Origin of the sequence: Arthrobacter sp. R4 (genome assembly GCF_051365025.1) — a bacterium.
GTDB lineage: Bacteria > Actinomycetota > Actinomycetes > Actinomycetales > Micrococcaceae > Arthrobacter.
The window spans coordinates 50,628-73,658 of the sequence record NZ_JBLWIJ010000008.1 but is presented as its reverse complement, the minus strand read 5'-3'; the positions used below and the strand labels follow the sequence as shown (position 1 = coordinate 73,658).

The window sequence follows — 23,031 nt, the reverse complement described above, 5'->3', positions numbered from 1 at the left end:
CCATCATGCTTGACTCCGCAATGGCAGCGCTGGCATCCCTCGCTGACCCCTCCCTCCTCATCATGCTCCTGATCGGCACTGTCGCCGGTCTGATCATGGGCCTCATCCCCGGTCTGGGCGGCACAGGCGCCGTCGCGATCCTGCTGCCCATTACCTTCGGCATGGAACCCCCCCAGGCCCTGGCGCTCCTCATCGGTGCCCTCGCAGTCGTCCACACCTCCGACACCGTCTCTGCGGTACTGCTCGGCGCCCCAGGTTCAGCATCAGCCAGCGTCACCATGCTCGACGGCTACTCCATGGCCAAGAAGGGGCAGGCAGCCCGCGCGCTGACCCTGGCGTTCCTCTCCTCCATGGCCGGAGGCATCATCGGCGCGGTTGGTCTGACCCTGGCGATCCCACTGGCCCGGCCCTTGGTCCTTTCCTTCGCGAGTCCCGAACTGTTCATGCTGACCGTCCTCGGTGTCTCATTGGCCGCAGTCCTCTCACGGGGAAACATCATCAAGGGAGTCTCGGCAGGCCTCCTTGGCCTGATCCTCGGGATGGTCGGGACGTCACCGACTACGGCGGAGGAGCGCTTTACGTTCGGCAGCCTGTTCCTCGGCGACGGCCTGTCGCTCGTAGCTGTAGCCCTTGGCGTCTTCGGACTCGCCGAAATTGCGTCCCGCGCCAGCCAACGCCGTGGGCAGAAGCAAAACATCACCCTCGGCGGAGGCTGGGGACAAGGCATCCGGGAATGGCTCACCCACTGGACCCAGGTCATCCGTGGAGCACTCATCGGAATCTGGGCAGGCGTCCTGCCCGGCGTCGGCGCCACCGCCGGAACCTGGATGGCCTACGGCCAGGCCGTCGCCACCGCCAAAGACAAGCGCCAGTTCGGCAAGGGAGACCCCCGCGGCATTGTCGGCCCCGAAAGCGCCAACAACTCCGTTGAAGCCGGCGACCTGATCCCCACCCTCCTCTTCGGCATCCCCGGCGGCGTGCCCTCAGCGATGCTCCTGGGAATGCTCCTCACGTACGGCATCCAGCCAGGCCCCTCCATCATCACCGAACACCTTGACCTGATGTACCTGATCGTCTGGTCCTTCGCGATCGCCTCGATCCTTGGCGCACTGCTCTGCTTCCTCAGCGTCAAAAAGCTCGCAAAACTGACCAAGGTCCCCTTCGCCGTCCTGGCAGCAGGCCTCGTAGCCATCATGCTCCTGGGCTCATTCCAGGAAGGCGGCCAGCTCGGCGACCTCTGGATCATGATCATCCTCGGCGCCTTCGGCTGGCTGCTGAAATCAACCGGATTCCCCCGGGCACCGTTCCTCATCGGCTTCGTCCTGGCCATCCCGCTGGAACGCTACTACTTCCTCACCGACAGCCTCTACGAAGGATTCGACTGGATGGCACGCCCCGGCGTCATGGTCTTCCTGGCAATCCTGATCCTGCCGATGATCTGGGCATTCATCAAGTTCATCCGCGCCCGCCGACACACCAACCTTGACGATGGTCACCGCGACGAACAGCCCGAGGACGACGAAGCTCCGCTGAAGAATTCAACCTGGTCCCTCACCGCATCAGGCATCTTCTTCGTCGCCTTCGCGGCCGCCTTCATCTCGTCCGCTTCGTTCTCACCGGAAGCCAGGCTGGTCCCCCAGCTGGTGAGCACCGGAGGCCTGATCTTCTCCGGCATCCTGCTCTTCATTGAGATCCGGAGAAGGCTTCGCGCCAGAACACCGAATGCAGGTCAAACCGTCTCTGACGAGGCAGAGGGAATCCTTGGCACACAGCCCGCGAAGGCAGGTTGGACCCTTGACGCAAAGTTCGCGTTGAAGACCTTCCTATGGATGACAGGCTTCCTGGCCCTCACGGCCGCCTTCGGATACCTGATTGCAGTCACAATCTTCATCCCGGCCTTCCTCCTGATAGTCGCAAGAGCACGGCTCAAGGTCGCCATCATCTACACCGGCGTCCTGTACATCGTGCTCCTGGCACTGCCCTCGCTGCTGCCGATCGACCTGCCGCAGGGCTGGCTCAACACCCTCGTCTAGCACCGGACACCCCGCACATAGAACGCCATTGGAGAATCAAAGAAAATGACGATACTCGTAGCCTACGCATCCGCCCCCGAAGGCAGGGAGGCACTGACCGAGGGGATCAAGGAAGCCCACCGGCGGAAGTCAGACCTGCTCATCGTCAATATCGGCCGCGGCCACCACGACCTGGACGCACAGGAACTGCAGGAGCTGGAGAGCCAACTGACCAAGGCCGGCCTGGCCTTAACCCTCGAATCCTCAATCCTGGCCGATCCGGGGGACGCGGTCATCCAGATCGCACAGGACCGCAACGTCGAAGTGATTGTCATTGGCCTGAGGCACCGGTCGATGGTGGGCAAGCTCATCCTGGGAAGCACCGTCCAGCGCATCCTGCTGGATGCGACGTGTCCGGTACTCGCAGTCCGGGCCGACAAACTCTGACCCGGCGCTACTGGCTGCCGGACACATTGTCCGGCGAGTGTGCTGCCGTTCCCGCACTCCATCGCAACAGGTAAGCCCGACGGACGGGCGCGAGGACAGCGCAGCACGCAAACGGAGGCAGGGTGACCAAACGGTCACCCTGCCTCCTCCCATAACTACCAGAAGAACTATTCGCCCGAACCGCCCCAGATCAAGGACAACCGAAATGAACAGCCGCTCTCGCATAATCACGCCCCACACTGGATCCCCGAGGCCCGAACCCATTCCCAACTGGTCCACACTTTCCCGCGCCGACCAAGTAGAGATCCACAATCACGGACAAGTCATAACCTCAGGCTGCATCGATATGCTGGCCATGGGCGGCAGCGTCCTCTGGCTTCAGCAGGACGACGGAAAGGGCCGGGCACTGTTCCTGTACAGCGACGGACTACGCGTGTACCGGCGACCAGTCAAGCAAAGCTGAGCCGACACTCCAAACACCGGTTGGCGCGACGCCCCCGCCCCCAGGCCGGGCCCAGGCCGCGGCCCCAGGCACCCGCCCCTCGGGCCCCAAGCCCAAACCCAGGCCGAGTGCCCAAACCCAAGCCTCCCAGCCCGGTCTACGCGGCGAAAGCGATCTCCTCGGTGCGGGCGATGCTTCTCCGGATGGACGCCTTGTCTACGCCAAGGAGCGCCGTCAACCACATCCCGTTCTGGACGACGACGATGTCGGCTGCCCGCTCCCTGCATTCATCGCCGGAAAGCTCGGGCTTGGCATTCCCTATCAGCGCCGCGAGTCCGTCGAGGTACCGCTCAAACGCTGCCGCATTGATCAAGGCAAAGTCTTCATGGGCTTGCGCAAGCGCCCAAAGGTGCAGACGCAGGGACAGATACTGTGTGGTCAGGAATTCCGGGTCGGCAACGCGCCGGAGGGCCTTTTGGAGCTGTTCGTCCGGGGGCGACGCCGGGTCGGGGGCGACCAGCCTGAGGTCGCTTTCGTCAATTCGATTCAGGGCCGCCCGGATCAAGCTCGATTTGTCTTCGTAGTAGTAATTCACGAGCCCCAGTGCGACGCCGGCTTCGCGGGCCACCGCGCGCATGTTGACCCCCGAGATGCCGTGGCGGGACAGCAGGGCCAGTGCCGCTTCGAGGATGCGCGACTGCCTGTCAACCTGTTCGCCTGAATTCACGATGCTTGTATCCACTTGGCCAGACTATGGCGAAAGCCGCGATGGTGCATCTCCGCGAAAGAAGACGCCCCGCGACGTTGTTTGACGCCGGGCTACGTTCTGTTGAGCGTCCGCGACGTCCGGTGAACGTCCGTGTCCTGCCCCGTTGTGGCGCTGTTGGGCCGTCCGTAATCTCAACTCCAGCACCCGCCCCAACAAAGGAATTTCCATGGCAACTCCGCAGGACAACGGCCCGCAGAACCCGCAAGGCTCCACCCGAATTGTGGCTGGCCAGTCCGCCACGCCCAAGCGTCCGCTCGGCCTGAAGATCGGCATTGTGGCCGGCATCCTGGCCTTGGTGGGAGGCGGCGTGGCCGTCGCCTCCGCCGTCTCCAGCAACTCGTCCAGCACCGGCACCTCGGCCGAGGCTGCAGCGCCCGCCGGCAACCCCGCCGCGGAGCTGAAGCTCGGCTACTTCGGCAATGTGACCCACGCCCCCGCGCTGGTGGGAGTCAGCCAGGGCTACATCGCCGAGGAACTGGGCGACACCAAGCTCAGCACTCAGGTCTTCAACGCCGGACCCGCCGCCATCGAAGCCCTGAACGCCGGAGCCATCGACGCCACGTACATCGGTCCGAACCCGGCCATCAACTCCTTCGTCAAGAGCGGCGGGGAGTCCGTGAACATCGTCGCCGGTGCCGCCGCCGGCGGTGCGCAGCTGGTGGTCCGGCCGGAAATCACTTCCGCCGCCGACCTCTTGGGCAAGACCCTCGCCTCGCCGCAGCTCGGCGGAACGCAGGACGTCGCGCTCCGCGCCTGGCTCGCCACGCAGGGCTACAAGACCAACGTGGACGGCAGCGGCGATGTAGCCATCAACCCCACCGAAAACGCGCAGACGCTCAAACTGTTCCAGGACGGAAAGCTCGACGGCGCGTGGTTGCCTGAGCCGTGGGCCTCGCGCCTGGTGCTCCAGGCCGGAGCCAAGGTCCTGGTGGACGAAAAGGACCTCTGGGACGGTTCGCTCTCCGGCAAGGCCGGCGAGTTCCCCACCACCATCCTGATCGTGAGCAAGACGTTTGCGGCAGAGCACCCGGACACCGTGAAGGCCCTGTTGAAGGGACACGTGAAGTCCGTGGAGTGGCTGAACAGCGCCGCCGCCGATGAGAAAGCCAAGGTCATCAACGCCGCGCTGAAGGAAGCCGCCGGCGCGGAACTGAAGGCCGATGTGATCGACCGGTCCCTGAAGAACATCGTGTTCACCGTGGATCCGCTGGCCGGGACCTACCCCAAGCTGCTGAAGGACGGCGTGGAAGCCGGCACCACGAAGCAGGCCGACATCAACGGCATCTTCGACCTCACCGCCCTCAACGAAGTCACCGGGGAGAAGACCTCCGCCGCAGTGCTGGGTAAGGAGTAGCACCGCGCTGCTGAGGCCTTTCTTCACGCAACCCGTTCATCCGCCCGGAACTGCAAATCAGTTCCGGGCGGATGAACGGGTTAACGGCCGTGTTTAGTTTCGCCTAAATCGCTCACGGAGGTCCCGCCAAAGTTCCCGTGCAGAGAGACAATGGCGGTATGAGCACAGAAGAACCGTTGCCACCCGCCGCCGTACCGCCCACGCCGGATTCCCGCCCAACGGTCCAGCGCGCCGAGCCTGCCCCTCCACCGGCTAGTAAACCGACTTCCACGCGCGTCACCCGTGCAGCGGTGATTTGGAGTGCCGTTGCGGTCAGCCTCGTGGTGCTGGTGCTGCTGATCATCTTCTTCATCCAGAACCAGGACATGGTTGCGGTGAAGTTCCTCGGCTGGGAAGGCAGGCTTGCCCAAGGCGTGGCCTTCTTCATCGCAGCGGTCGGCGGCGGCATACTCGTGGCAATCGCAGGCGGTGCCCGCATTCTCCAGTTGCGCCGTAACGAAAAACGGCGGCGCCGGGTCACCAACCTGTAGGGCAGCCGCCCACGGCTGCCCTCAGGCTTTCCCCTGGCCCAACTCCTCCGCGGCTTTCCGTGCGCCTCGGACGGCGATGGCGACGCTCATCAGCGTGGGATTCATGGCCGTAGCGGTGGGGATGAGCGCATTGCCGCCCACCACAAGGTTGCTGTAGCCCCACACCCGCGACCATGGATCGGCCACCGAGGTGCCGTCGTCGGACTCCCCCATGCGCATGGTGCCCTGGTAGTGCAGGCTGGAACCGTTCGGCATCAGGCGTGGCTCGGCAACGAAAGCTCCGAGCGCCTTGCCTGCCCGGCGCAGCCGCTCGGTGGCGTCGGCGATCTCCGCGCTCTCCCGCTCGGTGAGTGCGTATTCGATCGTCATGTTCGGGAAGCCCCGGTAGTCCGGTTCGCTGTCGTCAAAGGTCACGGCGTCCTCGTAGCGGGGGTGCTTGCGCATGCCATAACCCATGTTGACGTAGCCCCAGCGGTTCTCCGCGTAGGGCGCTCCGGGCTCCATCGGAAACGGAGTCGATTCGGAGTACATGACCTGGACGGAGAAGGGGTGCTCCGGCTCCGAGAACGGGATCCGGTTCACGGCCGCCACAGGGTCAGCGGGATTCAGGGCGCGTCGGGACAGCTCGGCGTCGAGGTCCTCTTCGGTGGCGAAGCGCTCCATCTTTCCGGCATCCAACGCAACCGTGGAGATGACTACGGGGTGCTCGGTCAGGTAGTGGCCCAGGGCTTGGGGCCGGACGCCCGAAGCCCACAGAAGTTGCGGTGAGCGGAAGGCATCCGCAGCAACCACCACGATGTCCGCGGCAACAAAAGACGTTTCGTGGGTGCGGAGATCCTCGACAGTGACCCCGGTGACCTGGTTGCCGTCCAGTTCCACCCGGCGGACCAGAGTCAGGTCACGGAGTTCGAACTGCTGCGAGAGGGGGCTCTCCGGATCGAGGAGCGGGCCGAGGACAACGTCGGCGCCTGCCCAGCGGATCGAGCCGTCCGGCTGCGGGTCGCCGGCAACGGGCAGGGTGTCCACGCCGTAGCCCTCCGGGAGCTCAGCGCCGAACTCCTCATCGAGGAGCGCCCTGATGGCTGCCCCAACCGCGGAATCGGCGAACGCGGCCCCCTGCACGTGCAGCAGTTCCTTGGCGGAACCAATCAGTTCATCCCACTCGTCGTCCGCGATGAACGGGATCTTCTCGCTGAAGGCCGGCGACGGCGTCGCACACGTCCAGTGGGCACCCTGGCCACCAACGTTGGTAGCCGCAGCCGCGGCGGGGAAGCTGGTGGCGTGGGCGGAGCCGGCACCGCCGTAATCGAGCAGGTGTGTGCCCTGGCGGGCGGTGAACATGCCCTCGGTGACGGTTCCGGCCGGAATGCCTAGCGACTCACGGTACGCGCCGGCCTGCGGCCCCTGTGACATCTCCCGCGCACGGGCTTTCTGGCCGGGATCGGCGATGTTGCGGACGCTCTCGCCGGGACGGTCCGTCAGCTGCGGTCCTGCTTCGAACATCACCACCCGCGCGCCGGGGACTCGTTCCAGGAGAACCCGGGCGTAGGTGGAGCCAATCGGCCCGCTGCCGACGACGGCGATGGTGGGGTTGGTGGACATGGTGTCTCCTTCGACAAAGGGTCAGACCGGTTGGGTCTCGGACGTTGTTTGGGCGGCGGGAACGGGCTCATCCGAAAGCCGGCCGTGGGGAAGCAGCACGGCTGCGACAATGCCGACGGCGTAGGTGGCCGCCAAGGCGATGAAAATGGGGACGAACACTGTGCTGTAAATCCGGGCGATGTCCGCCTGCACGGCGGGCGCTGCCCCATGGACAAACTGGGGGGTCAGGGTGGCAGGGTCTAGGCCCGCCGGAAGGAGGGCGGCCACACCGAAGCCGATCACCCCGCCGATGATCGCCGTCGCCACTGTTGACCCCACCTGCCGCACCAGGTTGACGGTCGCCGTGATGGTGCCTGTCTGGCTGGCCGGGGCAGCGCCTTGGACAACGGCGATAATCAGGCTCATAAAAGCACCTGTACCAATTCCCACCACACCCATCACGATCATCGGGACCCAGAGCGGAAGCCCGGCAGGCAGCATGGCCATAACAAAAAGACCGGCGGCTCCCAGCGACGTCCCAATGATCGGGAACACCCGGTAACGGCCCGTTCTGCTTGCCAGATAGCCAGAGAGGAGGTTGCTGACCAGCATGCCGAACACGGTGGCGATCGGAACAAGCCCGGACACCGTTGCCGTGGTCTGGTAAGCCATCTGGAAATACGTGGGCAGGTAGGCGGTGATGGAGAAGAGCCCGACGCCGATAATCGCCGACAGCGCGGTGCCCGCCGCAACAGTGCGGTTGGCAAAGTGCTTCAGGGGCACGATGGGTTCCGGTGCACGGCGCTCCACGATGAAGAAGGCAACGAAACCTGCGACACTCACGGCGAGCGCAGCGATCGTGGCAGTGCCCGCGGTTCGCTCGGCCGCCCAGGACACAGCCAACACCAAGGAGACCAGGGAGGCCGTGAAGATGGCGGCTCCGGCGACGTCGAAATGCCGTGGAACGGTTCCCGGTTCCAGGTGAGGTATCGCGATGAGTGCCAGGCCCAAGGCAACTGCTCCCACCGGAATGTTGATCCAGAAGACCCACGACCAGCCCCAGTAGTCGGTGATGGCCCCGCCGAGCACCGGACCCACCAGGATCGCGATGGGAAAGGCCGCCCCAATAATGGCCATGTAACGGGGCCGTTCCCGCTGGGTGGTCACGCGGGCAATGATGGTCTGGGACATCAACTGCAGTCCGGCGGAGCTCATCCCTTGCAAGACACGCGCGGCAATGAGCCAGGAGATGTCCTGGGCAAAGCCGCAGGCCAGGGAAGCGGCAAGGAACGTCACCAGCGACACCAGGAAGACCCGCCGGGCTCCCAGGACGTCGCCGAGCTTGCCAAGCACCGGCAACAGCACCGTGCTTGCGAGGGTATACCCCACCACAACCCAGCTCATGAGTTTCAGGGCGCCCAGTTCTCCGGCAATCGTGGCCAGCGACGTGGACACCACGGTGTGGTCGAGGGCCCCGAGGAAAGAGACCGTGAGCAGGGAAATAACAAGGAGACGGAATCTCAAAGGCGAAAGTGGCATAGTCATCTACCCGAACGATCGGGCCATCGACGCGACGTGTTGTGCCTCCGCCGCACCATCACGACGGAGAACGGATCCGGAGGGGACCCCGACGCCACCATCATCATAGCGCACTTTAGTCTGAAAGCAACAAAAGAATGACTGGATCAAACACTGACATTCCCAGCCGCTCCGAGTGCAGTCAGGTCCCACCCGAGTGCGCAGTCGTCCAGGAAATCCCCGACGTCGTTCACGGCCCTGCCTGTGGAGCAAGCCTCGAAAGCCCGCCGGAGCGCCAGCCGCGCCGAGGCCTCAAACCGACGTGGAGCAGCCAACGCGCCTTCCTCCGTGCAGGTCTCAACCCGAGCCAGGCCTGCCGGCTGGTCCACCGTCACCTCAGACCTCACCTCCCCCAGCGCCAGTATCCGCACCAGGCCTCCCGAGCCGTGCCCCGCTTCAACGTTGCCTGCCACGGTGACGGCCGGACCGCCCTGCCTTTTCCGGAGTTCCAGGAGCGCAACCCGGGCCTGGGCCGTGGCAGAACCTGCAAGAAGGCCCATCGGCCCACCCGCGAAGACCCTTGCCCACCCAAATCCATCACGGATCACCGAGATAAGTTCCGATGCGGGCGCGGCGCACTCGACGGCGATAATGCTGGCTGGAATACCTGCCCGCCCCTGGATTGCATCGTCAACCAGATCGGCCCTTAGGCGGGGACGCTCAACAATGACAGGGATGTCTGTCAGCGCCAGGAGGACCTCCCGGGCCTCCCGGGGCAGGTCCTGCGGGTTCGCGACGACGATGGCTGCCGCACCCGCGGCCTGGGCTGCGAGCGCACGGTCCCACCACACGCCAACTCCGGGCACCACCACCACAGAACCGCGAGGGCTTTCCGACAATGCTGCACTGACCGGGAGTTCGGCGACGGCGGCCCGATAGTCGGGCAGGGCGGCGCAGACACCCCTCCGCAGGGTCGCCCCGCTCATGCGTGCACACCCTCGAGCATTTTTGCGGAAGCGCCGTCAGCCAGTGCAGTGACGTAGTGGGAGTCCGCAAGCAGTTCGTCGTATTCCACGGGCACCCTTTCCTCAAGGAGCGCAGCCAGCAGGCGCCACTCCGCCACATAGCCGTCTTCCGGATCACGGCTGTAGGCCGTCCAACGCCCGCCTGGGGTGCGGACGCGCGTGGCTGCGCTTCCCGCATGGACAAACGCCGGCGGGAAGTCCACCTCGATGCGGTCATGCGACGTGGAGATGCTCATCCGCCACAGGGCATCGGGCCCTGCCGGAAGCATGGTGAGGGCAAGCTGTACCAGGACTCCGCTCGCACGGTAGCCCACCACATAGCCGATCGGCGGAACCAGCCGCGCATAAACCACTTCTTCAATGTCGGGCGCAAGGTCCCGCAGCGCCGGGAGATCATGGATGGCCAGCCCCGTCAGCAGTTGCCTCAGGACATCCGCTGTCACGGCGGGGTCAGTCAGGTCCGGCCTGCCCCGGCGCGCAGGCAGGAAGGGCCCTCCCTCGGCCACGAGCCGGTGGTAGCGCTCGTTCGGCGGCAGCGCCAACGTGACAGACACCGCCTGCACCCGGCCTTCAAGTGCCACGAGGTCATGCCTGGCATGGCCCCACGCCGCATCAAACAAGTGGTTCGTGCCGACGAGGAGGATCGTCCCCGCCGCACGGCAGGCGGCCACCACCTCTTCAGCTTCTTCCGGACTGGTGGCCAGCGGCTTCTCGCAGAAGATGGCCCGCTTTCCCGCGGCCACGGCGGCGAGGACCTGGCGTCCATGCTCTGCGGGCGGACTGCACACGGCCACCAGGTCCACGTCCGGGTCGGCAAGAAGATCCGAATCACCCTGCGACCAGCGGGCACCAAGCCCCTCCGCGAGGCCACGGGCGCGCCCGCTGCCGGCATCAGCGATGTGCACCACGTTGAACAACTCCCCCAGCCGGCCCAGGGTTGCAAGATGAAGCGCAGCAACCCCCGGCCCGGCGCCCAGCACACCTACATTCCAAGGCATCGTCGCCCCCCCTTCTTATGTCTCTATTATTCATAAGTCAGGTCCGTTCTGGCTATAGTCGCGCCACACGACACCTTAGTGGGTGTCAATGTGTGAGAATTGTGACCATGACGACAGACTCCACACTCCGCTTTGGAGCCCAAACGGATGAAGTGACGAGCCTTTTACGGATCGTCAACCTGGTGCGCACGGGCGAAGCAACCACCCGGCCGGAAATCGGCAAGGTCACCGGCCTAGGCAGGGGCGTAGTCAGTCAACGCGTGGACCAGGCCATTCATATTGGATTCCTCGGCGATGGCGAGTTCGGAGCCTCCTCCGGCGGTCGCGCGCCACGGACCCTGCGTTTCCGGGCGGAACAGGGACGGATCATCATCTGCGCCCTTGGAGCGGCTCATATGAGGGTTGGCATTACCGCCCTCGACGGCGACATCCTGGAACACACGCACCGCACCTGGGATATCGCACAGGGTCCGGAGAAGACCATCGATGCCGTCATGTCCCTGGTCGAGAACTTACTGAAGAAGGACCCCAAGGTGCCCGTGTGGGGTGTGGTGGTAGGGCTTCCGGGACCGGTGGACTTTGCTTCGGGGCAGCCTGTGGCGCCCCCGATCATGCCGGGGTGGAACGGTTACGATGTCCGCACTCCCTTTGAAGAACGCTTCAATGCACCGGTTTGGGTGGACAACGATTCCAACCTGCTTGCCCTCGGGGAACGCGCACGGCGGCGCGATTCCCTGGCGGACCTGATCTACTGCAAGATCGGTTCGGGGATTGGGGCGGGCCTGCTCTCCAAGGGCAGGATCCACCGGGGCGCGAACGGGGCCGCCGGCGACATCGGCCATGTCCGGGTATCCGACTCAGATGCCCAATGCCGCTGCGGCAAAATCGGCTGCCTGGAAGCCGTGGCCGGCGGCTGGGCGCTCGTCCGGGATGCCGAACTCGCCATCAAGGAAGGTGCCACAAGCTCCTTGGCAGTGAGTGCGAAGAAGGGAGCGCTGACACTTGAACAGATCACCCTGGCAGCCCAGGCCGGGGATTCGCTCGCCATAACCCTCGTCCAGAAGTCGGCGAGGGTGGCAGGCGAGACCATTTCAGCCCTGGTGAACATGTTCAATCCGGGGATCATTGTGATCGGCGGTGCGATGGGCTCCGCCGGCGAGGTATTCCTGGCAGAGGTGCGCCAACGGGTCTACGAACTCTCACTGCCGCTCGCTACACGGGACCTCACCATTACCCTCTCGGTCAACGATGAGCGCGAGCCCCTGCGTGGCGGAGCGGAACTGGCCCGCGAGCAGCTCTTCGACGTCACCTTCCCGCGCTGGTTCGCGGAGGGCCGGCCCTCACCGGAACGGGCAACTGTTCTGGCTTAGGGTTTCCGTCAACACTTCTTCCTGATTTCGACTTAAGCATGTATCTTCGGATCATAAGTCTCGCCACGAAGGAGTGCCAGCACCATGTCCACACCCATCAAAACGCTGATTATCACCGGCATGACCGATGTCCACCACGACTGGCGAAAGACAACGCCGGCGCTGAAGGAACTGCTCGAAGGGACAGGCCGGTTCCAGGTGCGCGTCACCGAGGAGTTCCGCGGAGCCACCGCAGCAACCCTTGAGCCCTACGACCTGGTCATCCTCAACTACTATGGCCGTACCGACCCGTGGCGCAATGTCCCGGAGGAGCGTTTCGGCCCCGTCGCAGAGCAGGCGCTTTTCGACTTTGTGACGCGCGGCAAGGGCCTGATCGCCTACCACCCCACGCTTGCCGGCGGCGTGGGCTGGGAGCCGGAATACGAGCGCCTGCTCGGCGGCGTGATGCGCGAAGACACCTCCCGGCGGGCTCCAAACAACGACTTCCTCCTGCACACTGCGGAGCCCCACCCCATCACAGCCGGCTGGCCGGCCGAGTTTCCGCATTACAACGACGACCTCTACGTCGGCCTCAAATGGCCCGAGGGCGTCAAGAAAACCGTCCTCCTGCAAGGTTGGGATAACCCCCTGCGCTACACGCAGGTTCCCTCGCAGTGGCGCAGCCTGCCGGGCATGGGCGAGGAGCATCCGGTGGCCTGGGCGGTCGAGTACGGCGAGGGCCGCTCAGTCTCCATCGGGATCGGCCACAACGTGCAGGCGATCGGCCACCCCGCCTTCCGCGCGCTCTTCCCACGGAGCGCGGAGTGGGCTGCCACCGGCAGCGTGACCATTGCGACGCCGGCAGACCTCGGCGAAGCGGTGGACGGTGGAGACTGGTGGCCCACCACCCTCGAACCGATGGTCCGGGAGATGTTCAACGATTGGGTTGCCGCGGGCGAACCCGCCTCCCAGAAGTAGTATCGCCGTCGAAATCCGGGACGTGGCCACAAGCGTCAGGCCACGTCCCTGGCCACATCCGAGACGGCATGCCGCCCGGATTCCAGTTCCGCTTCGAGATGGAACGGCAGAATGAGCGGCGAGCCCGGCCGCGCCTGGAGATAGGGCACCAAAAGCTGAAAGTCCACCGAGACGGCATGCGCGCCAGCGGCGAGCCGGCCACTGCCAGCCACAACGAGGCGGTCCTGGACGAACCACCAGCCATGCTCTTCCGGCAATGAGCCCGCCAGCACGTCCCGCACCCCAAGATGCACCGCAAGTTCCTCTGGACCGAACCGCACGCCGTCGACCTCGACGGCAAGGCCGTACACGCTGGACAGCGGCATGGAGCGGATCCAGGGCAGTCCAATCCGCAGTTCAAAGCCGTCCGCAGTGGTGGTGAACGCATCATCGCGCAGAGCTGTTTGCAGCATGATTTCCATCCTTTATCCTAAAAGTGACATAAGTTTGTCATTAACACGCATATTTGAAAAGGTGCCCATTGACCACTGGAATTCCTCAAACCTGGACCCTCTGCGCAAGTGCCTTCAATTGGACTCCTGACATCACGGCGGCACGCCGACCGGCCCTGGACATAGTCACCGGCATCGTCGCCGACGGCGTGGCCGATACGGTCGAACTGGAGCCCGGACTGCTGTGGCGGTCCTTTCCGGAGCCCAGGGATGCCGAGGTGGACGAGTTTCGCGATGCCCTGGCCCAGGTGGGTGGAAGGGTCAGCATTGTGGGCGCGAGCCTGGATGACTTCCTTTCAGCTACCCAGCGGCGGTCCACCCAGGAGCGGCTGGACTTCCTGGTTCCCCAGCTCCAAGCGGCCCGGCGGGTGGGGGCTGCCGGTGTCCGGTTGCCGATCGGCCAGGCCGGCGCCGAGCTGCTGGCCCTGGTGCAGCCGCTGCTGCACGAGCTGGACCTGGTGCTGTACGAGGAGATTCAAGGGCAGCAGGCTCCTGACAGCCCTGCCATAGCCCCGGCCTTGGAAACGATCGCAGGGCTGGCGGACGATCATGTGCGGGTCCTCGTGGACATCAGCATGCTCATGCCGGCGCTGCCCGCCAGCTACCTTGAAGAACTCCGCCGCGGCGGCGTACCCGGTGAGCTGGTAACCCGGCTGGCGGACGAATGGCGGAACCCTGCCACGCTCGACGCCGTGAAGGCCCTGCTCCAGTCCGGAAACGTGCCGCCACGCGTCCACACGCTCTTCATGAACCTGGTCATCCGCTTCGGCCGCAGCGACGCCTCAGACCTCCGGAGCATCCTTCCGCTGGTTGGCGGCTTCCACCTGAAGTTCTGGGATCTGGAAGACGCTGACGGACGCGTATCGCAGCCGCTCCGCGACCTGGGCGGACTCCTTGGCGGCAACGGCTTTGCCGGTACTCTGACCAGTGAATGGGGCGGACACGAGTGGCTCCAGGATGACCCCACCGACATCACCCGACGGCACCTTGCCCTCGCCACCACCGCGCTGGCTGCCGGCGCGTCGGGGGCCGGTGCGTCGGGTGCCGGTGCGCTGGGTAAGGGAGCCGCCGCCTGACCGAAGCCGTGCCCGGCGCGCAAACACAGCAAAGCGGCCGGCCCCGGCTTACCGGGACCGGCCGCTGACCTGTTTTTGATTACTTCGTGCTGAATGCCGCGTCGAAAGCGGCGACGGAGGGCTCGTAGCTGGAGAGCCTGCGGATGAACCCCAGGGCCTCCGGCGCTCCAACGAGCCGGTCCATGCCCGCATCCTCCCACTCGACGGACAACGGGCCGACGTACTCGATGGAGTTGAGCATGCGGAAGGCATCCTCCCACGGCACGTCGCCGTGCCCCGTGGAGATGAAATCCCAGCCCCGGCGCGGATCGGCCCACGGCAAATGGGATGACAGACGACCATTGCGGCCGTTGGACAGGCGCTTCTTCGTGTCCTTGCAGTGCACGTGGTAGACACGATCCCGGAAATCCCAGAGGAAGCCTACCGGGTCGATGTCCTGCCAAACCATGTGGCTCGGGTCCCAGTTCAGGCCGAAAGCCTTGCGGTGCCCGACGGCTTCGAGGGTACGGACCGTCGTCCAGTAGTCGTAGGCGATTTCCGACGGATGCACCTCATGGGCGAAGCGCACGCCGCACTCGTCGAAGACGTCCAGGATCGGGTTCCACCGGTCCGCGAAGTCCTGGTAGCCTGCCTCCACCATCGCCTCTGTGGCGGGCGGGAACATGGCAACGTACTTCCAGATCGATGAGCCGGTAAACCCGGTCACAGTCTCCACGCCCAGCTTGGCGGCCAGCCTTGCGGTGTTCTTCATTTCCTCGGCGGCCCGGCGTCGGACACCTTCAGGGTCGCCGTCGCCCCACACGATGTCCGGCAGGATGCCACGGTGCCGTTCGTCAATGGGGTCATCGCACACGGCCTGGCCCTTGAGGTGGTTGGCAATTGTCCATACCTTTAGGCCGTTGCGTTCCAACACGTCCAGCTTGCCCTGGACATACGCGTCGTCGTTCCAGCGCCAGGGATCAAGGTGGTCACCCCAGCAGGCGATTTCCAGTCCGTCGTAGCCCCACTCGCCGGCGAGCCGGGCCACCTCCTCGAACGGCAGGTCGGCCCACTGGCCGGTAAACAGGGTAATCGGTCGAGCCATGTTCTTTCCCTCCTTAGCGAGCCGGCACTGCAGCGTCGGCGCCGACACTGGTCCAGGCAGAGTCATTCTCGGAGCTGCGCTCGACGGCGTCGAGCACGCGCTGCACCCTCAGTCCCTCAGCAAACGTTGAATGCGGGTCAGTGCCGCCCACGATGCCTTCAACCAGGTCCTTGACCTGGTGCGAGAACCCGTGCTCGTAGCCGAGCATGTGGCCTGCGGGCCACCAGGCGGAGACATAGGGATGCCCGGCTTCAGTGACCAGGATCTTCCGGAAACCCTGCCGGTCCGCTGGGACAGTACGGTCGTAGAACTGGATGCTGTTGAGGTCTTCAAGGTCGAAGGCCAGGGCTCCCTTGTCACCTGAGACCTCAATTGCCAGTGCATTCTTGCGCCCGGTCGCAAATCGTGATGCCTCGAACGACGCCAGCGCTCCGGATTCGAACCGGCCGGTGAAGATGGCGATGTCGTCCACAGTGACTGGCCCGTACCCTGCGCCGGCTATGCCCGACAGGCCTGAACCGGAATCCAGCACAGGCCGCTCCTTAATGATCGTATCGACGACCCCTGAGACCTTCTGGAGGTTCTGCCCGGTGACGAACTGGGCCAGGTCGATCGCGTGGGCGCCTATATCCCCGAGCGCCCCGGAGCCGGCGTGCTCCTTCTGCAGGCGCCAGGCCAGCGGCATCTCCGGGTCCACGAGCCAATCCTGCCTGTACGAAGCCCGCACATGGCTGATCCTGCCCACCACGCCCTCGGCGATGAGGTCGCGAAGGAACGTCACCGCCGGAACGCGCCGGTAGGTAAACCCCACCATGGCCCGTATGCCCCGGGCAGCGGCGCTGGCGGCGGCGTCGGCCATCGCCTCGGCCTCCGCCACCGTGTTGGCCAGCGGCTTCTCGCAGAGCACGTGCTTTCCGGCCTCGAGCGCAGCGATGGCTATCTCGGCGTGGGAGTCACCGGGGGTGACGATATCGACAATGTCGATGTCTTCCCGGGCGATGACTTGCCGCCAGTCGGTTGCGGATTCTGCCCAGCCCCATTTTCGGGCTGCCTCACCGACAGCTTGGGCGTTGCGGCCCACGATAACCGCCATCTCCGTCTCGGCAGGAAGGCCGAATACGCGCGGGGCGGTGCGCCAGCCCTGGGAATGGGCGGCGCCCATAAAGCCGTAGCCAATCATGGCCACGCGCAGGGTGGTCATGCGAGCACGACTTTCCGTTCCACGGCGACGCGGTTGCCCACGTAACGCATGGGAGCGATCTGCATGTAGAGCAGGCGGAGGGTGAGGATGACTTCGACGTCGATCTCCTCGCCGGCCTCAGGGACGCGGTCCAGGGGAATGATCACATCGGGCCGGTCCGCGACGAACCACAGCGTCTCCCACTGCTCCGGGAGTTCGGCGATGGAAAAGGACTTGCCCTGGAGCTCGAAGCGAAGGGATTCCTTGGGGATCTCCACACCGTTGACTGTTGCGGCGACGTCGTCAACGGCGGACAGCCAAAGGCTGCGGTACCAGGGCAGTTGCACCGACACCGCAATGCCCTCTGGGTGCCTGCGGACATCGGTGTCCTTGAACAGGGAGTTGTGAGTTGCCATGGCTTTCCTTACTTGAACGTGTCGACGAAGGTGTCGTGGGGAACAGGAGGCGCGGGATCCAGCGTCTGCCGTGTTGATGGGCTGTAGGGGTGGTACTCCGTGGGCACGGGTTCATCGGCGGGTGGCATAAAGACCGGCTTGCCGTCGTCGCCGAAGTACATCAGGTCCAGGGCAAAGGCATGCTGGTTCTTTTCCGCGAAGCTGATCCAGTTTTCCTCGAATGGCGCCCGGAGGAGCTCGTAGCAGCGGAATTTCCAGATCTTCCACTCACCGTCCTGCCGTAGGAAGTCCACCGCGTACTTGCACCAGACCCAGTGGGCCCAGACCTTCTTGCCCTGTACCTCACCGGGCGAGTACATGTAGTCGGGGCTTTCCTTGGCCACTTCAGGGTCCGTGAGTCCTGACTCGTTGCCTGTGACGATCCAGACGCCCTTTGCCGTCTTGCCGTCGGCGGCTACCTCGATGACCGGAGTCGTGGTGTAGTGCAGGATCAGCTTGCCCACAGGGGACGGACGCCCCTTGTGGTAGCGGACCACACTCTCGTAATCCGTGTACTGCCCCGCGTTGGTGTACCTCGCCCGCACGCCCGGCGTTCCTGGCTTCACCCACAGCGGGATGATCTGTTCGTCCTCGAAGGCATTGTGCAGGTACATGTAGCGATTGAACAGGTTCTCGAGGTCGCCCCTGTCGTTGGCCCGCCGGGCCAGGCGGAGAGCCTCGTCGAGTTCACGGCGCAGCTGCTCGACCTCAGTGGTGACTTCGCCATTGGTGGCAGTCATGGGCGTTCTCCTTAGGCTGGGACGACGGATTCCTCGACGGCACGGCGCATCAGCGTGTGCTGCTTCTTGACCAGGTCGATCGGATCGGATTCGCCGAGGTCAGCGAACGCATGCCCCTCCCACTCGCTGGACAGGTAGCCCTTGTAGCCGCCCTTGACGAATTGCCGCACGATCCGCGGAATGTCCATGGCGGGCTCGTTGCCGTGCTCGTCGATGTCGTAGAACTTGGCATGAACGTGGAAGATCTGCGGCATGATGTCCAGCCACTCTTCCGGGGGAACCAGGCCGTGCATGTTGAACGCCAGGCGGGTGAACGGGCCCAACCGTGCAGGATCAAAGTTGTTGGCGTTCAGATAGTCCTCGAACTCCTGGTTGCGCTCCTGCATGGGTAGGGGCTTGCGCCAGATTTCCTGCATGACAGCGAAGTGCTCTTTGGGCAGTCCCATCTGGGTCAGGGTACGGAACAGGGTGGGCGACAGGCTGTGCATAGTGGAGCTGAAGTCGGCGGTGAAGCCGAGCCGGTCGCTTCCGAGTTCCTCGTACATTTCCCGGATCTGCAGGATCTTGGGGTCGTTCGGGCCTTGGGGTGCGTGAATTTCGTAGCCGAGCTTCTGGTCGTACTTCTCAGCCAAGGGAAGCAGTTTCCGGAGCAGTTCCTTGCCGGCGGAGCGGATTACTACCCTGTGGAAACCGAGCCGGTTGGCCGTATGCAGTTGCCTGGCGAAGAAGTCGTACTCCTCCTCGGGGGTCATGTCGCGTTCCTTGCGGCGGCCCATGTCCAGGTTGGTGCCCACTGCACTGGGGGTCAGGCCGTAGCGGTCCATGCTGTCGCGCCACAGGCGCACAAAGTCGTCGTCGACGTCGGGGTAGGTGCGCAGCATCTGCGCAATGTTGAACTCAACCCCGGGGCCGAGACCCTCGTCTGCAACTGCCTTGATCAACGTCTCCGGGGTGTAGAGCCCGGCGGCGAACTCAGAGGTGAGCGAATACAGGGTAATGCCAAGCTCGATTCCCGAGCCTGCGATGCCTTCTGACATGTCTTGTTCCTTCAGTTTCAGCCGCGGACGGGCTGGGCGAGGTGGCTGTTGAGGATGCGGCGGGCCTCGGCGGGATCGGTGATCATGGCAGAGCCGGCGTCGGCAGCTGCTGAACGCTGCACGGCCTGCTCGCCGCGGATGATCTCGAACGGATCCTGCCAGTTGTTCCAGTGCCAGCCTTCGTATTCGCTGGAGATCGCACCGGAATAGCCGTTTTCGACGAGCTGGCGGACCAGGCCACGCACGGGAACCGAGGGCTCCTCGCCGTGCTCGTCAATGCCGAAGAACTTGCCATGCACGTGGCGGACCCACGGCATGATTTCCAGCCAGGTATCGATGGGGGCCGGACCAAAAAGTCCGGTTCCATTAATGGCGAAGTCAATGCCGAGGTCCGGCCGACCGCTGCGTGCGGCCAGGCCAATGAAGGCACCGAAGCGCTCACCATGGACCTTCTGGGTGTTGGGAGGCCCTTCGGCGTAGAAACCGTTCCAGAGTTCAACCACCTGGCGGAGCAGTTCCTCAGAAGCGCCGCGCCGGCGGTAGGCCTCCAGCAGCGAGGGGGCAAAGCCGGTGACGGTGGCGCCCCAGTCGGCAGTGAAACCAAGCAGTGGGGAGTCGAGCTTTTCGTAGCGGTCGCGGAGGGCCAGGACACGCTCGTGGGCGCCGTGCTGGTCCGCGTGGACCTCGAGAGCCAGGGTCACCCCGTACTTCTCGGCTACGGGCAGCAGGCTTTCCATGGCGTCGGGAGTCAGCGAGATTTGCACCCGGGCGATCGGGAAGCCGAGCCGGGCGGCTACTTCGATCTGCCTGCGCATGTACTCGACGAGCTCGTCGTGGTTCATGAGCCGGTCGCGGCGGATGCCGGTATCGACGTTAACGGCAAGGGATGTGGGGACCAGATCCACTTCGGCGACCAGGTCGCGGAACTGCCCAACGAAGGTATCGTCGATGTGGTCCGGGAAGCCCCGGAGGCTGGAGAATCCGATGACCTCAAGCCCCGGGCCGAAGCCCTCGGCCGCCACCTTGCGGATGAGGCCGTCGAGGTCGTACTGCCGGGCGTGGAAGGCCCGGGTGAAGCTGTAAAGGGTGACGCCCTGGATCGGCGTGCCGAGGCTGGTCATCGCTGTGCCACCTTCATGGTCTTGGTGTCGTGTTCTTCGATGTGGAGCACCCCGTGGTCGGTGATGATGTACGGGATATAGAGCTTCAGGTCCACCCGGACCTCGTGCTCGTCCTGGTCATCTGCCACAGGAAGGTCGCCCGACAGGACGGCCGAGTCCAGGGGAAACCACCACTCGCCGGTCTCATCCACGAGCTCCTCGAAGCTGAAGGTCCGGTTGTTCATGGTCCAGCGAAGTGAATCCTCCGGGGCGCTCACTCCGTCGATTGTCAGCGCGGCACCTGCAATGCACGACCCCGGCAGGGCGCGGTACCACGGGATACGGACCTCTATGGCGGTGCGTCCGCCCTCGGTGGTGAGTGTTCCTTGCTCGATTATGCGGTCGGCGATCATCGAGACCTCCTTGTCTTTGCCTGGCGCTGAAGTGCAGCCATCGGCCACTTCTTCATTATTTAATCATTCTATTGTCTAATTCAGACATAAGTAAAGGACTGTTGAGGTCTTTGGCGACTTTTCGTGCGCCTTTGACCGCAAGGGCCACAGCCGTCAGCGTGGGATTGCACGCCGTGGACGTAGGGATGACGCCATTGCCGGCCACAAAGAGGCCGGGGACGTCCCAGACCTGGCTGTCGGGCGAACACACGCTCCCGCCGTCGTCCGCTGCGCCCATCCGGGTGGTTCCCTGATAGTGCAGCGACGCTCCCGGCGGGAGGACGAACGGACGTTCGTCGAGGGGTTCGCCCACCGCCTTGCCCAGTCGGACAATCTCCTGCTTGGCGCGTTCCAGCACGTCCTGGTCCCGTTCCGTCAGGCGGTAGTGGAGGCGCATGGCGGGCATCCCATAGGCGTCCAGGGACGCGTCGTCGAAGGCCACGCGGTCTTCCCTTTGGAGGTCCTTGGCGCAGAACAGCCCCAGTCCCACAATCGAGCCCGGGACAATGGGGTCGTCCTCGGCCACCGGAACAGGTGAGGCGTCCAGTTGCATGATCTGGCCATGGAAGGGCATCTCGTCGGTGTAGGGTACCCAGGCCACGCCGCTTTGCCCTTGGAGCGCACCGGCGGCACCCGCCAACCCCTTGCCAGCCGTAACATCGCGTAGCCTGCTGGCGAACACCACCTGCGACTGGTCATTGAGGTACCGGCCCAACGCGTCGGGCCGAATTCCCGAAGCCCACAGCAGCTGCGGCGTACGAAGCGCATCCGCGCCCACTACCACCATGCGGGCGGCCACCTGATGGGTTTCGCCCGTGCGCCGGCTCTTGACTTCGATGCCGGCAGCCCTGCCGTCCTCAAGCAGCACGCGCGTCACCAGCGACTCGTCGAAGAGCTCAAAGTTGGGGTTTTCGCGGGTTACGTCGCCAAGGACGACGTCGGCGCCGGACCACACGAGGCGGCCGTCCTCGCGCCGGTGGACGGCGAGGGGCATTGGCTGGACACGAAAGTCCGGCTCCCGCCCCTCGTCCACCGCGGCGGAGAGTCGCTCCAGGACGATTTCCGAGAACGGCGCGCCGTCGAAGGCGTGGGTGGTCACGCCAAGCAGCCGGCCGGCGTCGTCCAGGAGGCTGTCCAGGTCCGGGAGGAAGTCGATGCGTTCCCTCCCGCCCGGGCGGGGGCATGCCGCGGTCCAGTGTGCGGCCATGCCGCCCACGTTGCTGGACATGGCCGCAACGGGAAGTCCATCTTCGCCCGGAAAGGCGAAGCCTTCCTGCAGGAGGAAAGTTCCCGGCCGGGCGAGCCGGTCACCGCTTTTCACGGCTCCCGGCGAGTTCACCGTCTTCGCGCCGGCCCCGGGTCCTTCGGAGGCACGCTGGGCGAAGCCGAGCCGCTCCGCATCCTCAATGTTTTTCACGTGGGCGCCCGGCGGATTACTGACGGTTGGACCCACTTCGAACATCGCGATACTGGCGCCCGGCGCTTCCTCACTGAGGATCCGCGCGTAGGCTGACGCCGTCGGGCCGCTGCCCACAATGGCTACGTCGACGGAGCCGGGGTACCTCCTGTGGCTCACGATCCGGCCACCAGTTCCTGGATGTAGCGGACCGACTTTGCCGAGTCGATGGTGGGGTAGTACTCCAGCCCAATGGGGCCGGTGTAGCCACTGGTCCGCAGGTCAGCGAGCCGGGCAGGCCAGTCGATGGATCCGGAACCCGGCTCCCCGCGCCCCGGAGTGTCGGCGATCTGAACGTAGCGGATGAGGTCACCTGCGTTGGCGAGCTCGACGGCGACATCCTCGCCTTCGACGGTGGAGTGGTAGAGGTCGTAGAGTACGCCGAAGTTCGGCGAGTCAACTCCCCGGGCGATGTAGACCGCCTCGGAGGTCCGGTCAAGCAGGGCGCCGGGATGGTCTACCCGGACATTGACGGGTTCGAGAACCAGCGTGATGCCGGACCCTTCGATGTGGGCCACCCCGCGGGAGAAAATCTCGATCAGTTCGTCGAGCTGGTCCTGCCGCTTCCGTCCGCCAAAGCCCGTACCGCTGCCCACCACAATGCGGGGGCAGCCCAACTGCTGCGCCACCGCTACTCCAGCCTCGAGGCCCTCGTAGAACGGCTCGTGGTTGCGTGGCGGGATCATGAACTGCATGCGGGGCTCGGCGAGCTGGGCAGTGAGCTGGACGCCGGTCTCCTCCAGGGCGGCCTTGAGGGCCGGAATGTCCTTGCCCGTGGGGCCCCACATCTCGACGGCGTCAAAGCCTGCGGCCGCTGCGGCACGGACCCGATCCGCAGCACTTTCGCCCGCTTCGGCGAACAAAAGGTCGATATTCGGCGAAAGTTGGAACATGGGTATCTCCTGGAATCTAGGGGTTTTAGGGTGTAGAAAATCGCCACGAAACGCGTCAAACGAT

At 64.7% G+C, this 23,031-nt stretch carries 23 protein-coding genes; 8 read left to right on the top strand and 15 right to left on the bottom strand.

Annotated features, from left to right (window positions below; all coding sequences use genetic code 11):
• Positions 1 to 5 precede the first annotated feature (5 nt).
• The 3 genes from ACLKOZ_RS04275 to ACLKOZ_RS04265 all read left to right on the top strand — a co-directional run bounded on the left by ACLKOZ_RS04275 (position 6) and on the right by ACLKOZ_RS04265 (position 2,922).
• Positions 6 to 2,033, top strand: coding sequence for a tripartite tricarboxylate transporter permease (locus tag ACLKOZ_RS04275; protein WP_436473065.1), 2,028 nt, complete (start codon positions 6 to 8; stop codon positions 2,031 to 2,033).
• Between the two features lie 45 nt (positions 2,034 to 2,078).
• Positions 2,079 to 2,459 (top strand): universal stress protein, encoded by a 381-nt coding sequence (locus ACLKOZ_RS04270; protein WP_337345339.1) that lies wholly within the window; start codon positions 2,079 to 2,081, stop codon positions 2,457 to 2,459.
• Positions 2,460 to 2,664: 205 nt separating this feature from the next.
• Complete coding sequence (locus ACLKOZ_RS04265; RefSeq protein WP_436473063.1) at positions 2,665 to 2,922, top strand: hypothetical protein; 258 nt, start codon at positions 2,665 to 2,667, stop codon at positions 2,920 to 2,922.
• A gap of 136 nt (positions 2,923 to 3,058) precedes the next feature.
• Here the strand turns inward: ACLKOZ_RS04265 and ACLKOZ_RS04260 are convergent, their stop codons facing one another.
• On the bottom strand, positions 3,059 to 3,643 hold the full coding sequence (locus tag ACLKOZ_RS04260; protein WP_436473061.1) for a TetR/AcrR family transcriptional regulator: 585 nt from the start codon (positions 3,641 to 3,643) through the stop codon (positions 3,059 to 3,061).
• A 193-nt stretch (positions 3,644 to 3,836) separates the two neighbouring features.
• On the opposite strand from ACLKOZ_RS04260, the gene ACLKOZ_RS04255 reads away from it, so the two are divergent.
• Positions 3,837 to 5,024, top strand: coding sequence for an ABC transporter substrate-binding protein (locus ACLKOZ_RS04255; RefSeq protein ID WP_436473059.1), 1,188 nt, complete (start codon positions 3,837 to 3,839; stop codon positions 5,022 to 5,024).
• 158 nt (positions 5,025 to 5,182) lie between these two features.
• Positions 5,183 to 5,554: a LapA family protein gene (locus ACLKOZ_RS04250; RefSeq protein ID WP_337350596.1), complete on the top strand. Its 372-nt coding sequence runs from the start codon at positions 5,183 to 5,185 to the stop codon at positions 5,552 to 5,554.
• Positions 5,555 to 5,575: 21 nt separating this feature from the next.
• On the opposite strand, the gene ACLKOZ_RS04245 is transcribed toward ACLKOZ_RS04250, so the two are convergent.
• The 4 genes from ACLKOZ_RS04245 to ACLKOZ_RS04230 form a co-directional block, all read right to left on the bottom strand.
• Entirely contained in the window at positions 5,576 to 7,156 is a 1,581-nt protein-coding gene (locus ACLKOZ_RS04245; RefSeq protein WP_436473057.1) for a GMC oxidoreductase, read from the bottom strand.
• 21 nt (positions 7,157 to 7,177) lie between these two features.
• Positions 7,178 to 8,680, bottom strand: coding sequence for an MFS transporter (locus ACLKOZ_RS04240; RefSeq protein ID WP_436473055.1), 1,503 nt, complete (start codon positions 8,678 to 8,680; stop codon positions 7,178 to 7,180).
• Positions 8,681 to 8,820: 140 nt separating this feature from the next.
• The gene (locus ACLKOZ_RS04235) at positions 8,821 to 9,639 is read right to left on the bottom strand and encodes a hypothetical protein (protein ID WP_436473053.1); all 819 of its coding nucleotides are present in this window, start codon (positions 9,637 to 9,639) and stop codon (positions 8,821 to 8,823) included.
• Positions 9,636 to 10,676 carry a Gfo/Idh/MocA family protein gene (locus tag ACLKOZ_RS04230; protein ID WP_436473051.1) on the bottom strand — a complete coding sequence of 347 codons (1,041 nt, stop codon included), beginning with the start codon at positions 10,674 to 10,676 and terminating at the stop codon, positions 9,636 to 9,638. Before ACLKOZ_RS04230 ends, ACLKOZ_RS04235 begins: the two co-directional genes overlap by 4 nt.
• 107 nt (positions 10,677 to 10,783) lie before the next feature.
• Here ACLKOZ_RS04230 and ACLKOZ_RS04225 point away from each other — a divergent pair, with 107 nt between their 5' ends.
• Together ACLKOZ_RS04225 and ACLKOZ_RS04220 are read left to right on the top strand one after the other, a co-directional pair.
• Positions 10,784 to 12,046 carry an ROK family protein gene (locus ACLKOZ_RS04225; RefSeq protein WP_337345316.1) on the top strand — a complete coding sequence of 421 codons (1,263 nt, stop codon included), beginning with the start codon at positions 10,784 to 10,786 and terminating at the stop codon, positions 12,044 to 12,046.
• A gap of 84 nt (positions 12,047 to 12,130) precedes the next feature.
• Complete coding sequence (locus tag ACLKOZ_RS04220) at positions 12,131 to 13,003, top strand: ThuA domain-containing protein (RefSeq protein ID WP_436473049.1); 873 nt, start codon at positions 12,131 to 12,133, stop codon at positions 13,001 to 13,003.
• 35 nt (positions 13,004 to 13,038) lie between these two features.
• On the opposite strand, the gene ACLKOZ_RS04215 is transcribed toward ACLKOZ_RS04220, so the two are convergent.
• Complete coding sequence (locus ACLKOZ_RS04215) at positions 13,039 to 13,455, bottom strand: C-glycoside deglycosidase beta subunit domain-containing protein (protein ID WP_436473047.1); 417 nt, start codon at positions 13,453 to 13,455, stop codon at positions 13,039 to 13,041.
• A gap of 68 nt (positions 13,456 to 13,523) precedes the next feature.
• Here ACLKOZ_RS04215 and ACLKOZ_RS04210 point away from each other — a divergent pair, with 68 nt between their 5' ends.
• Complete coding sequence (locus ACLKOZ_RS04210) at positions 13,524 to 14,570, top strand: restriction endonuclease subunit R (protein WP_436473045.1); 1,047 nt, start codon at positions 13,524 to 13,526, stop codon at positions 14,568 to 14,570.
• A gap of 79 nt (positions 14,571 to 14,649) precedes the next feature.
• On the opposite strand, the gene ACLKOZ_RS04205 is transcribed toward ACLKOZ_RS04210, so the two are convergent.
• Genes ACLKOZ_RS04205 through ACLKOZ_RS04165 form a run of 9 tightly spaced genes read right to left on the bottom strand, consistent with a single transcriptional unit; the run spans position 14,650 to position 22,967 of the window.
• Entirely contained in the window at positions 14,650 to 15,654 is a 1,005-nt protein-coding gene (locus ACLKOZ_RS04205) for a sugar phosphate isomerase/epimerase family protein (protein ID WP_376044744.1), read from the bottom strand.
• Positions 15,655 to 15,667: 13 nt separating this feature from the next.
• Entirely contained in the window at positions 15,668 to 16,855 is a 1,188-nt protein-coding gene (locus ACLKOZ_RS04200) for a Gfo/Idh/MocA family protein (RefSeq protein ID WP_436473042.1), read from the bottom strand.
• Positions 16,852 to 17,250 carry a C-glycoside deglycosidase beta subunit domain-containing protein gene (locus ACLKOZ_RS04195; RefSeq protein WP_436473040.1) on the bottom strand — a complete coding sequence of 133 codons (399 nt, stop codon included), beginning with the start codon at positions 17,248 to 17,250 and terminating at the stop codon, positions 16,852 to 16,854. The genes ACLKOZ_RS04200 and ACLKOZ_RS04195 overlap by 4 nt, the downstream gene beginning before the upstream one ends.
• An 8-nt stretch (positions 17,251 to 17,258) precedes the next feature.
• Positions 17,259 to 18,029 carry a nuclear transport factor 2 family protein gene (locus ACLKOZ_RS04190; protein ID WP_337345309.1) on the bottom strand — a complete coding sequence of 257 codons (771 nt, stop codon included), beginning with the start codon at positions 18,027 to 18,029 and terminating at the stop codon, positions 17,259 to 17,261.
• An 11-nt stretch (positions 18,030 to 18,040) separates the two neighbouring features.
• Positions 18,041 to 19,066 (bottom strand): sugar phosphate isomerase/epimerase family protein, encoded by a 1,026-nt coding sequence (locus tag ACLKOZ_RS04185; RefSeq protein ID WP_337345308.1) that lies wholly within the window; start codon positions 19,064 to 19,066, stop codon positions 18,041 to 18,043.
• 17 nt (positions 19,067 to 19,083) lie between these two features.
• Positions 19,084 to 20,187, bottom strand: a complete 1,104-nt coding sequence (locus ACLKOZ_RS04180; RefSeq protein ID WP_436473038.1) for a sugar phosphate isomerase/epimerase family protein — start codon at positions 20,185 to 20,187, stop codon at positions 19,084 to 19,086.
• Entirely contained in the window at positions 20,184 to 20,579 is a 396-nt protein-coding gene (locus ACLKOZ_RS04175; RefSeq protein WP_337345306.1) for a C-glycoside deglycosidase beta subunit domain-containing protein, read from the bottom strand. The genes ACLKOZ_RS04180 and ACLKOZ_RS04175 overlap by 4 nt, the downstream gene beginning before the upstream one ends.
• Before the next feature lie 55 nt (positions 20,580 to 20,634).
• Positions 20,635 to 22,194, bottom strand: a complete 1,560-nt coding sequence (locus ACLKOZ_RS04170; protein ID WP_436473035.1) for a GMC oxidoreductase — start codon at positions 22,192 to 22,194, stop codon at positions 20,635 to 20,637.
• The gene (locus tag ACLKOZ_RS04165; protein WP_436473033.1) at positions 22,191 to 22,967 is read right to left on the bottom strand and encodes a TIM barrel protein; all 777 of its coding nucleotides are present in this window, start codon (positions 22,965 to 22,967) and stop codon (positions 22,191 to 22,193) included. The genes ACLKOZ_RS04170 and ACLKOZ_RS04165 overlap by 4 nt, the downstream gene beginning before the upstream one ends.
• Positions 22,968 to 23,031: the final 64 nt, after the last annotated feature.

What these genes read in the sequence shown, in the direction of transcription:
- ACLKOZ_RS04240 (WP_436473055.1), bottom strand. Translation starts at nt 8,680, where the DNA reads ATGACTATGCCACTTTCGCCTTTGAGATTCCGTCTCCTTGTTATTTCC.
- ACLKOZ_RS04255 (WP_436473059.1), top strand. Translation starts at nt 3,837, where the DNA reads ATGGCAACTCCGCAGGACAACGGCCCGCAGAACCCGCAAGGCTCCACC.
- ACLKOZ_RS04270 (WP_337345339.1), top strand. Translation starts at nt 2,079, where the DNA reads ATGACGATACTCGTAGCCTACGCATCCGCCCCCGAAGGCAGGGAGGCA.
- ACLKOZ_RS04250 (WP_337350596.1), top strand. Translation starts at nt 5,183, where the DNA reads ATGAGCACAGAAGAACCGTTGCCACCCGCCGCCGTACCGCCCACGCCG.
- ACLKOZ_RS04185 (WP_337345308.1), bottom strand. Translation starts at nt 19,066, where the DNA reads ATGTCAGAAGGCATCGCAGGCTCGGGAATCGAGCTTGGCATTACCCTG.
- ACLKOZ_RS04220 (WP_436473049.1), top strand. Translation starts at nt 12,131, where the DNA reads ATGTCCACACCCATCAAAACGCTGATTATCACCGGCATGACCGATGTC.
- ACLKOZ_RS04215 (WP_436473047.1), bottom strand. Translation starts at nt 13,455, where the DNA reads ATGCTGCAAACAGCTCTGCGCGATGATGCGTTCACCACCACTGCGGAC.
- ACLKOZ_RS04245 (WP_436473057.1), bottom strand. Translation starts at nt 7,156, where the DNA reads ATGTCCACCAACCCCACCATCGCCGTCGTCGGCAGCGGGCCGATTGGC.
- ACLKOZ_RS04175 (WP_337345306.1), bottom strand. Translation starts at nt 20,579, where the DNA reads ATGATCGCCGACCGCATAATCGAGCAAGGAACACTCACCACCGAGGGC.
- ACLKOZ_RS04265 (WP_436473063.1), top strand. Translation starts at nt 2,665, where the DNA reads ATGAACAGCCGCTCTCGCATAATCACGCCCCACACTGGATCCCCGAGG.
- ACLKOZ_RS04195 (WP_436473040.1), bottom strand. Translation starts at nt 17,250, where the DNA reads ATGGCAACTCACAACTCCCTGTTCAAGGACACCGATGTCCGCAGGCAC.
- ACLKOZ_RS04180 (WP_436473038.1), bottom strand. Translation starts at nt 20,187, where the DNA reads ATGACCAGCCTCGGCACGCCGATCCAGGGCGTCACCCTTTACAGCTTC.
- ACLKOZ_RS04190 (WP_337345309.1), bottom strand. Translation starts at nt 18,029, where the DNA reads ATGACTGCCACCAATGGCGAAGTCACCACTGAGGTCGAGCAGCTGCGC.
- ACLKOZ_RS04235 (WP_436473053.1), bottom strand. Translation starts at nt 9,639, where the DNA reads ATGAGCGGGGCGACCCTGCGGAGGGGTGTCTGCGCCGCCCTGCCCGAC.
- ACLKOZ_RS04230 (WP_436473051.1), bottom strand. Translation starts at nt 10,676, where the DNA reads ATGCCTTGGAATGTAGGTGTGCTGGGCGCCGGGCCGGGGGTTGCTGCG.
- ACLKOZ_RS04205 (WP_376044744.1), bottom strand. Translation starts at nt 15,654, where the DNA reads ATGGCTCGACCGATTACCCTGTTTACCGGCCAGTGGGCCGACCTGCCG.
- ACLKOZ_RS04225 (WP_337345316.1), top strand. Translation starts at nt 10,784, where the DNA reads ATGACGACAGACTCCACACTCCGCTTTGGAGCCCAAACGGATGAAGTG.
- ACLKOZ_RS04200 (WP_436473042.1), bottom strand. Translation starts at nt 16,855, where the DNA reads ATGACCACCCTGCGCGTGGCCATGATTGGCTACGGCTTTATGGGCGCC.
- ACLKOZ_RS04165 (WP_436473033.1), bottom strand. Translation starts at nt 22,967, where the DNA reads ATGTTCCAACTTTCGCCGAATATCGACCTTTTGTTCGCCGAAGCGGGC.
- ACLKOZ_RS04275 (WP_436473065.1), top strand. Translation starts at nt 6, where the DNA reads ATGCTTGACTCCGCAATGGCAGCGCTGGCATCCCTCGCTGACCCCTCC.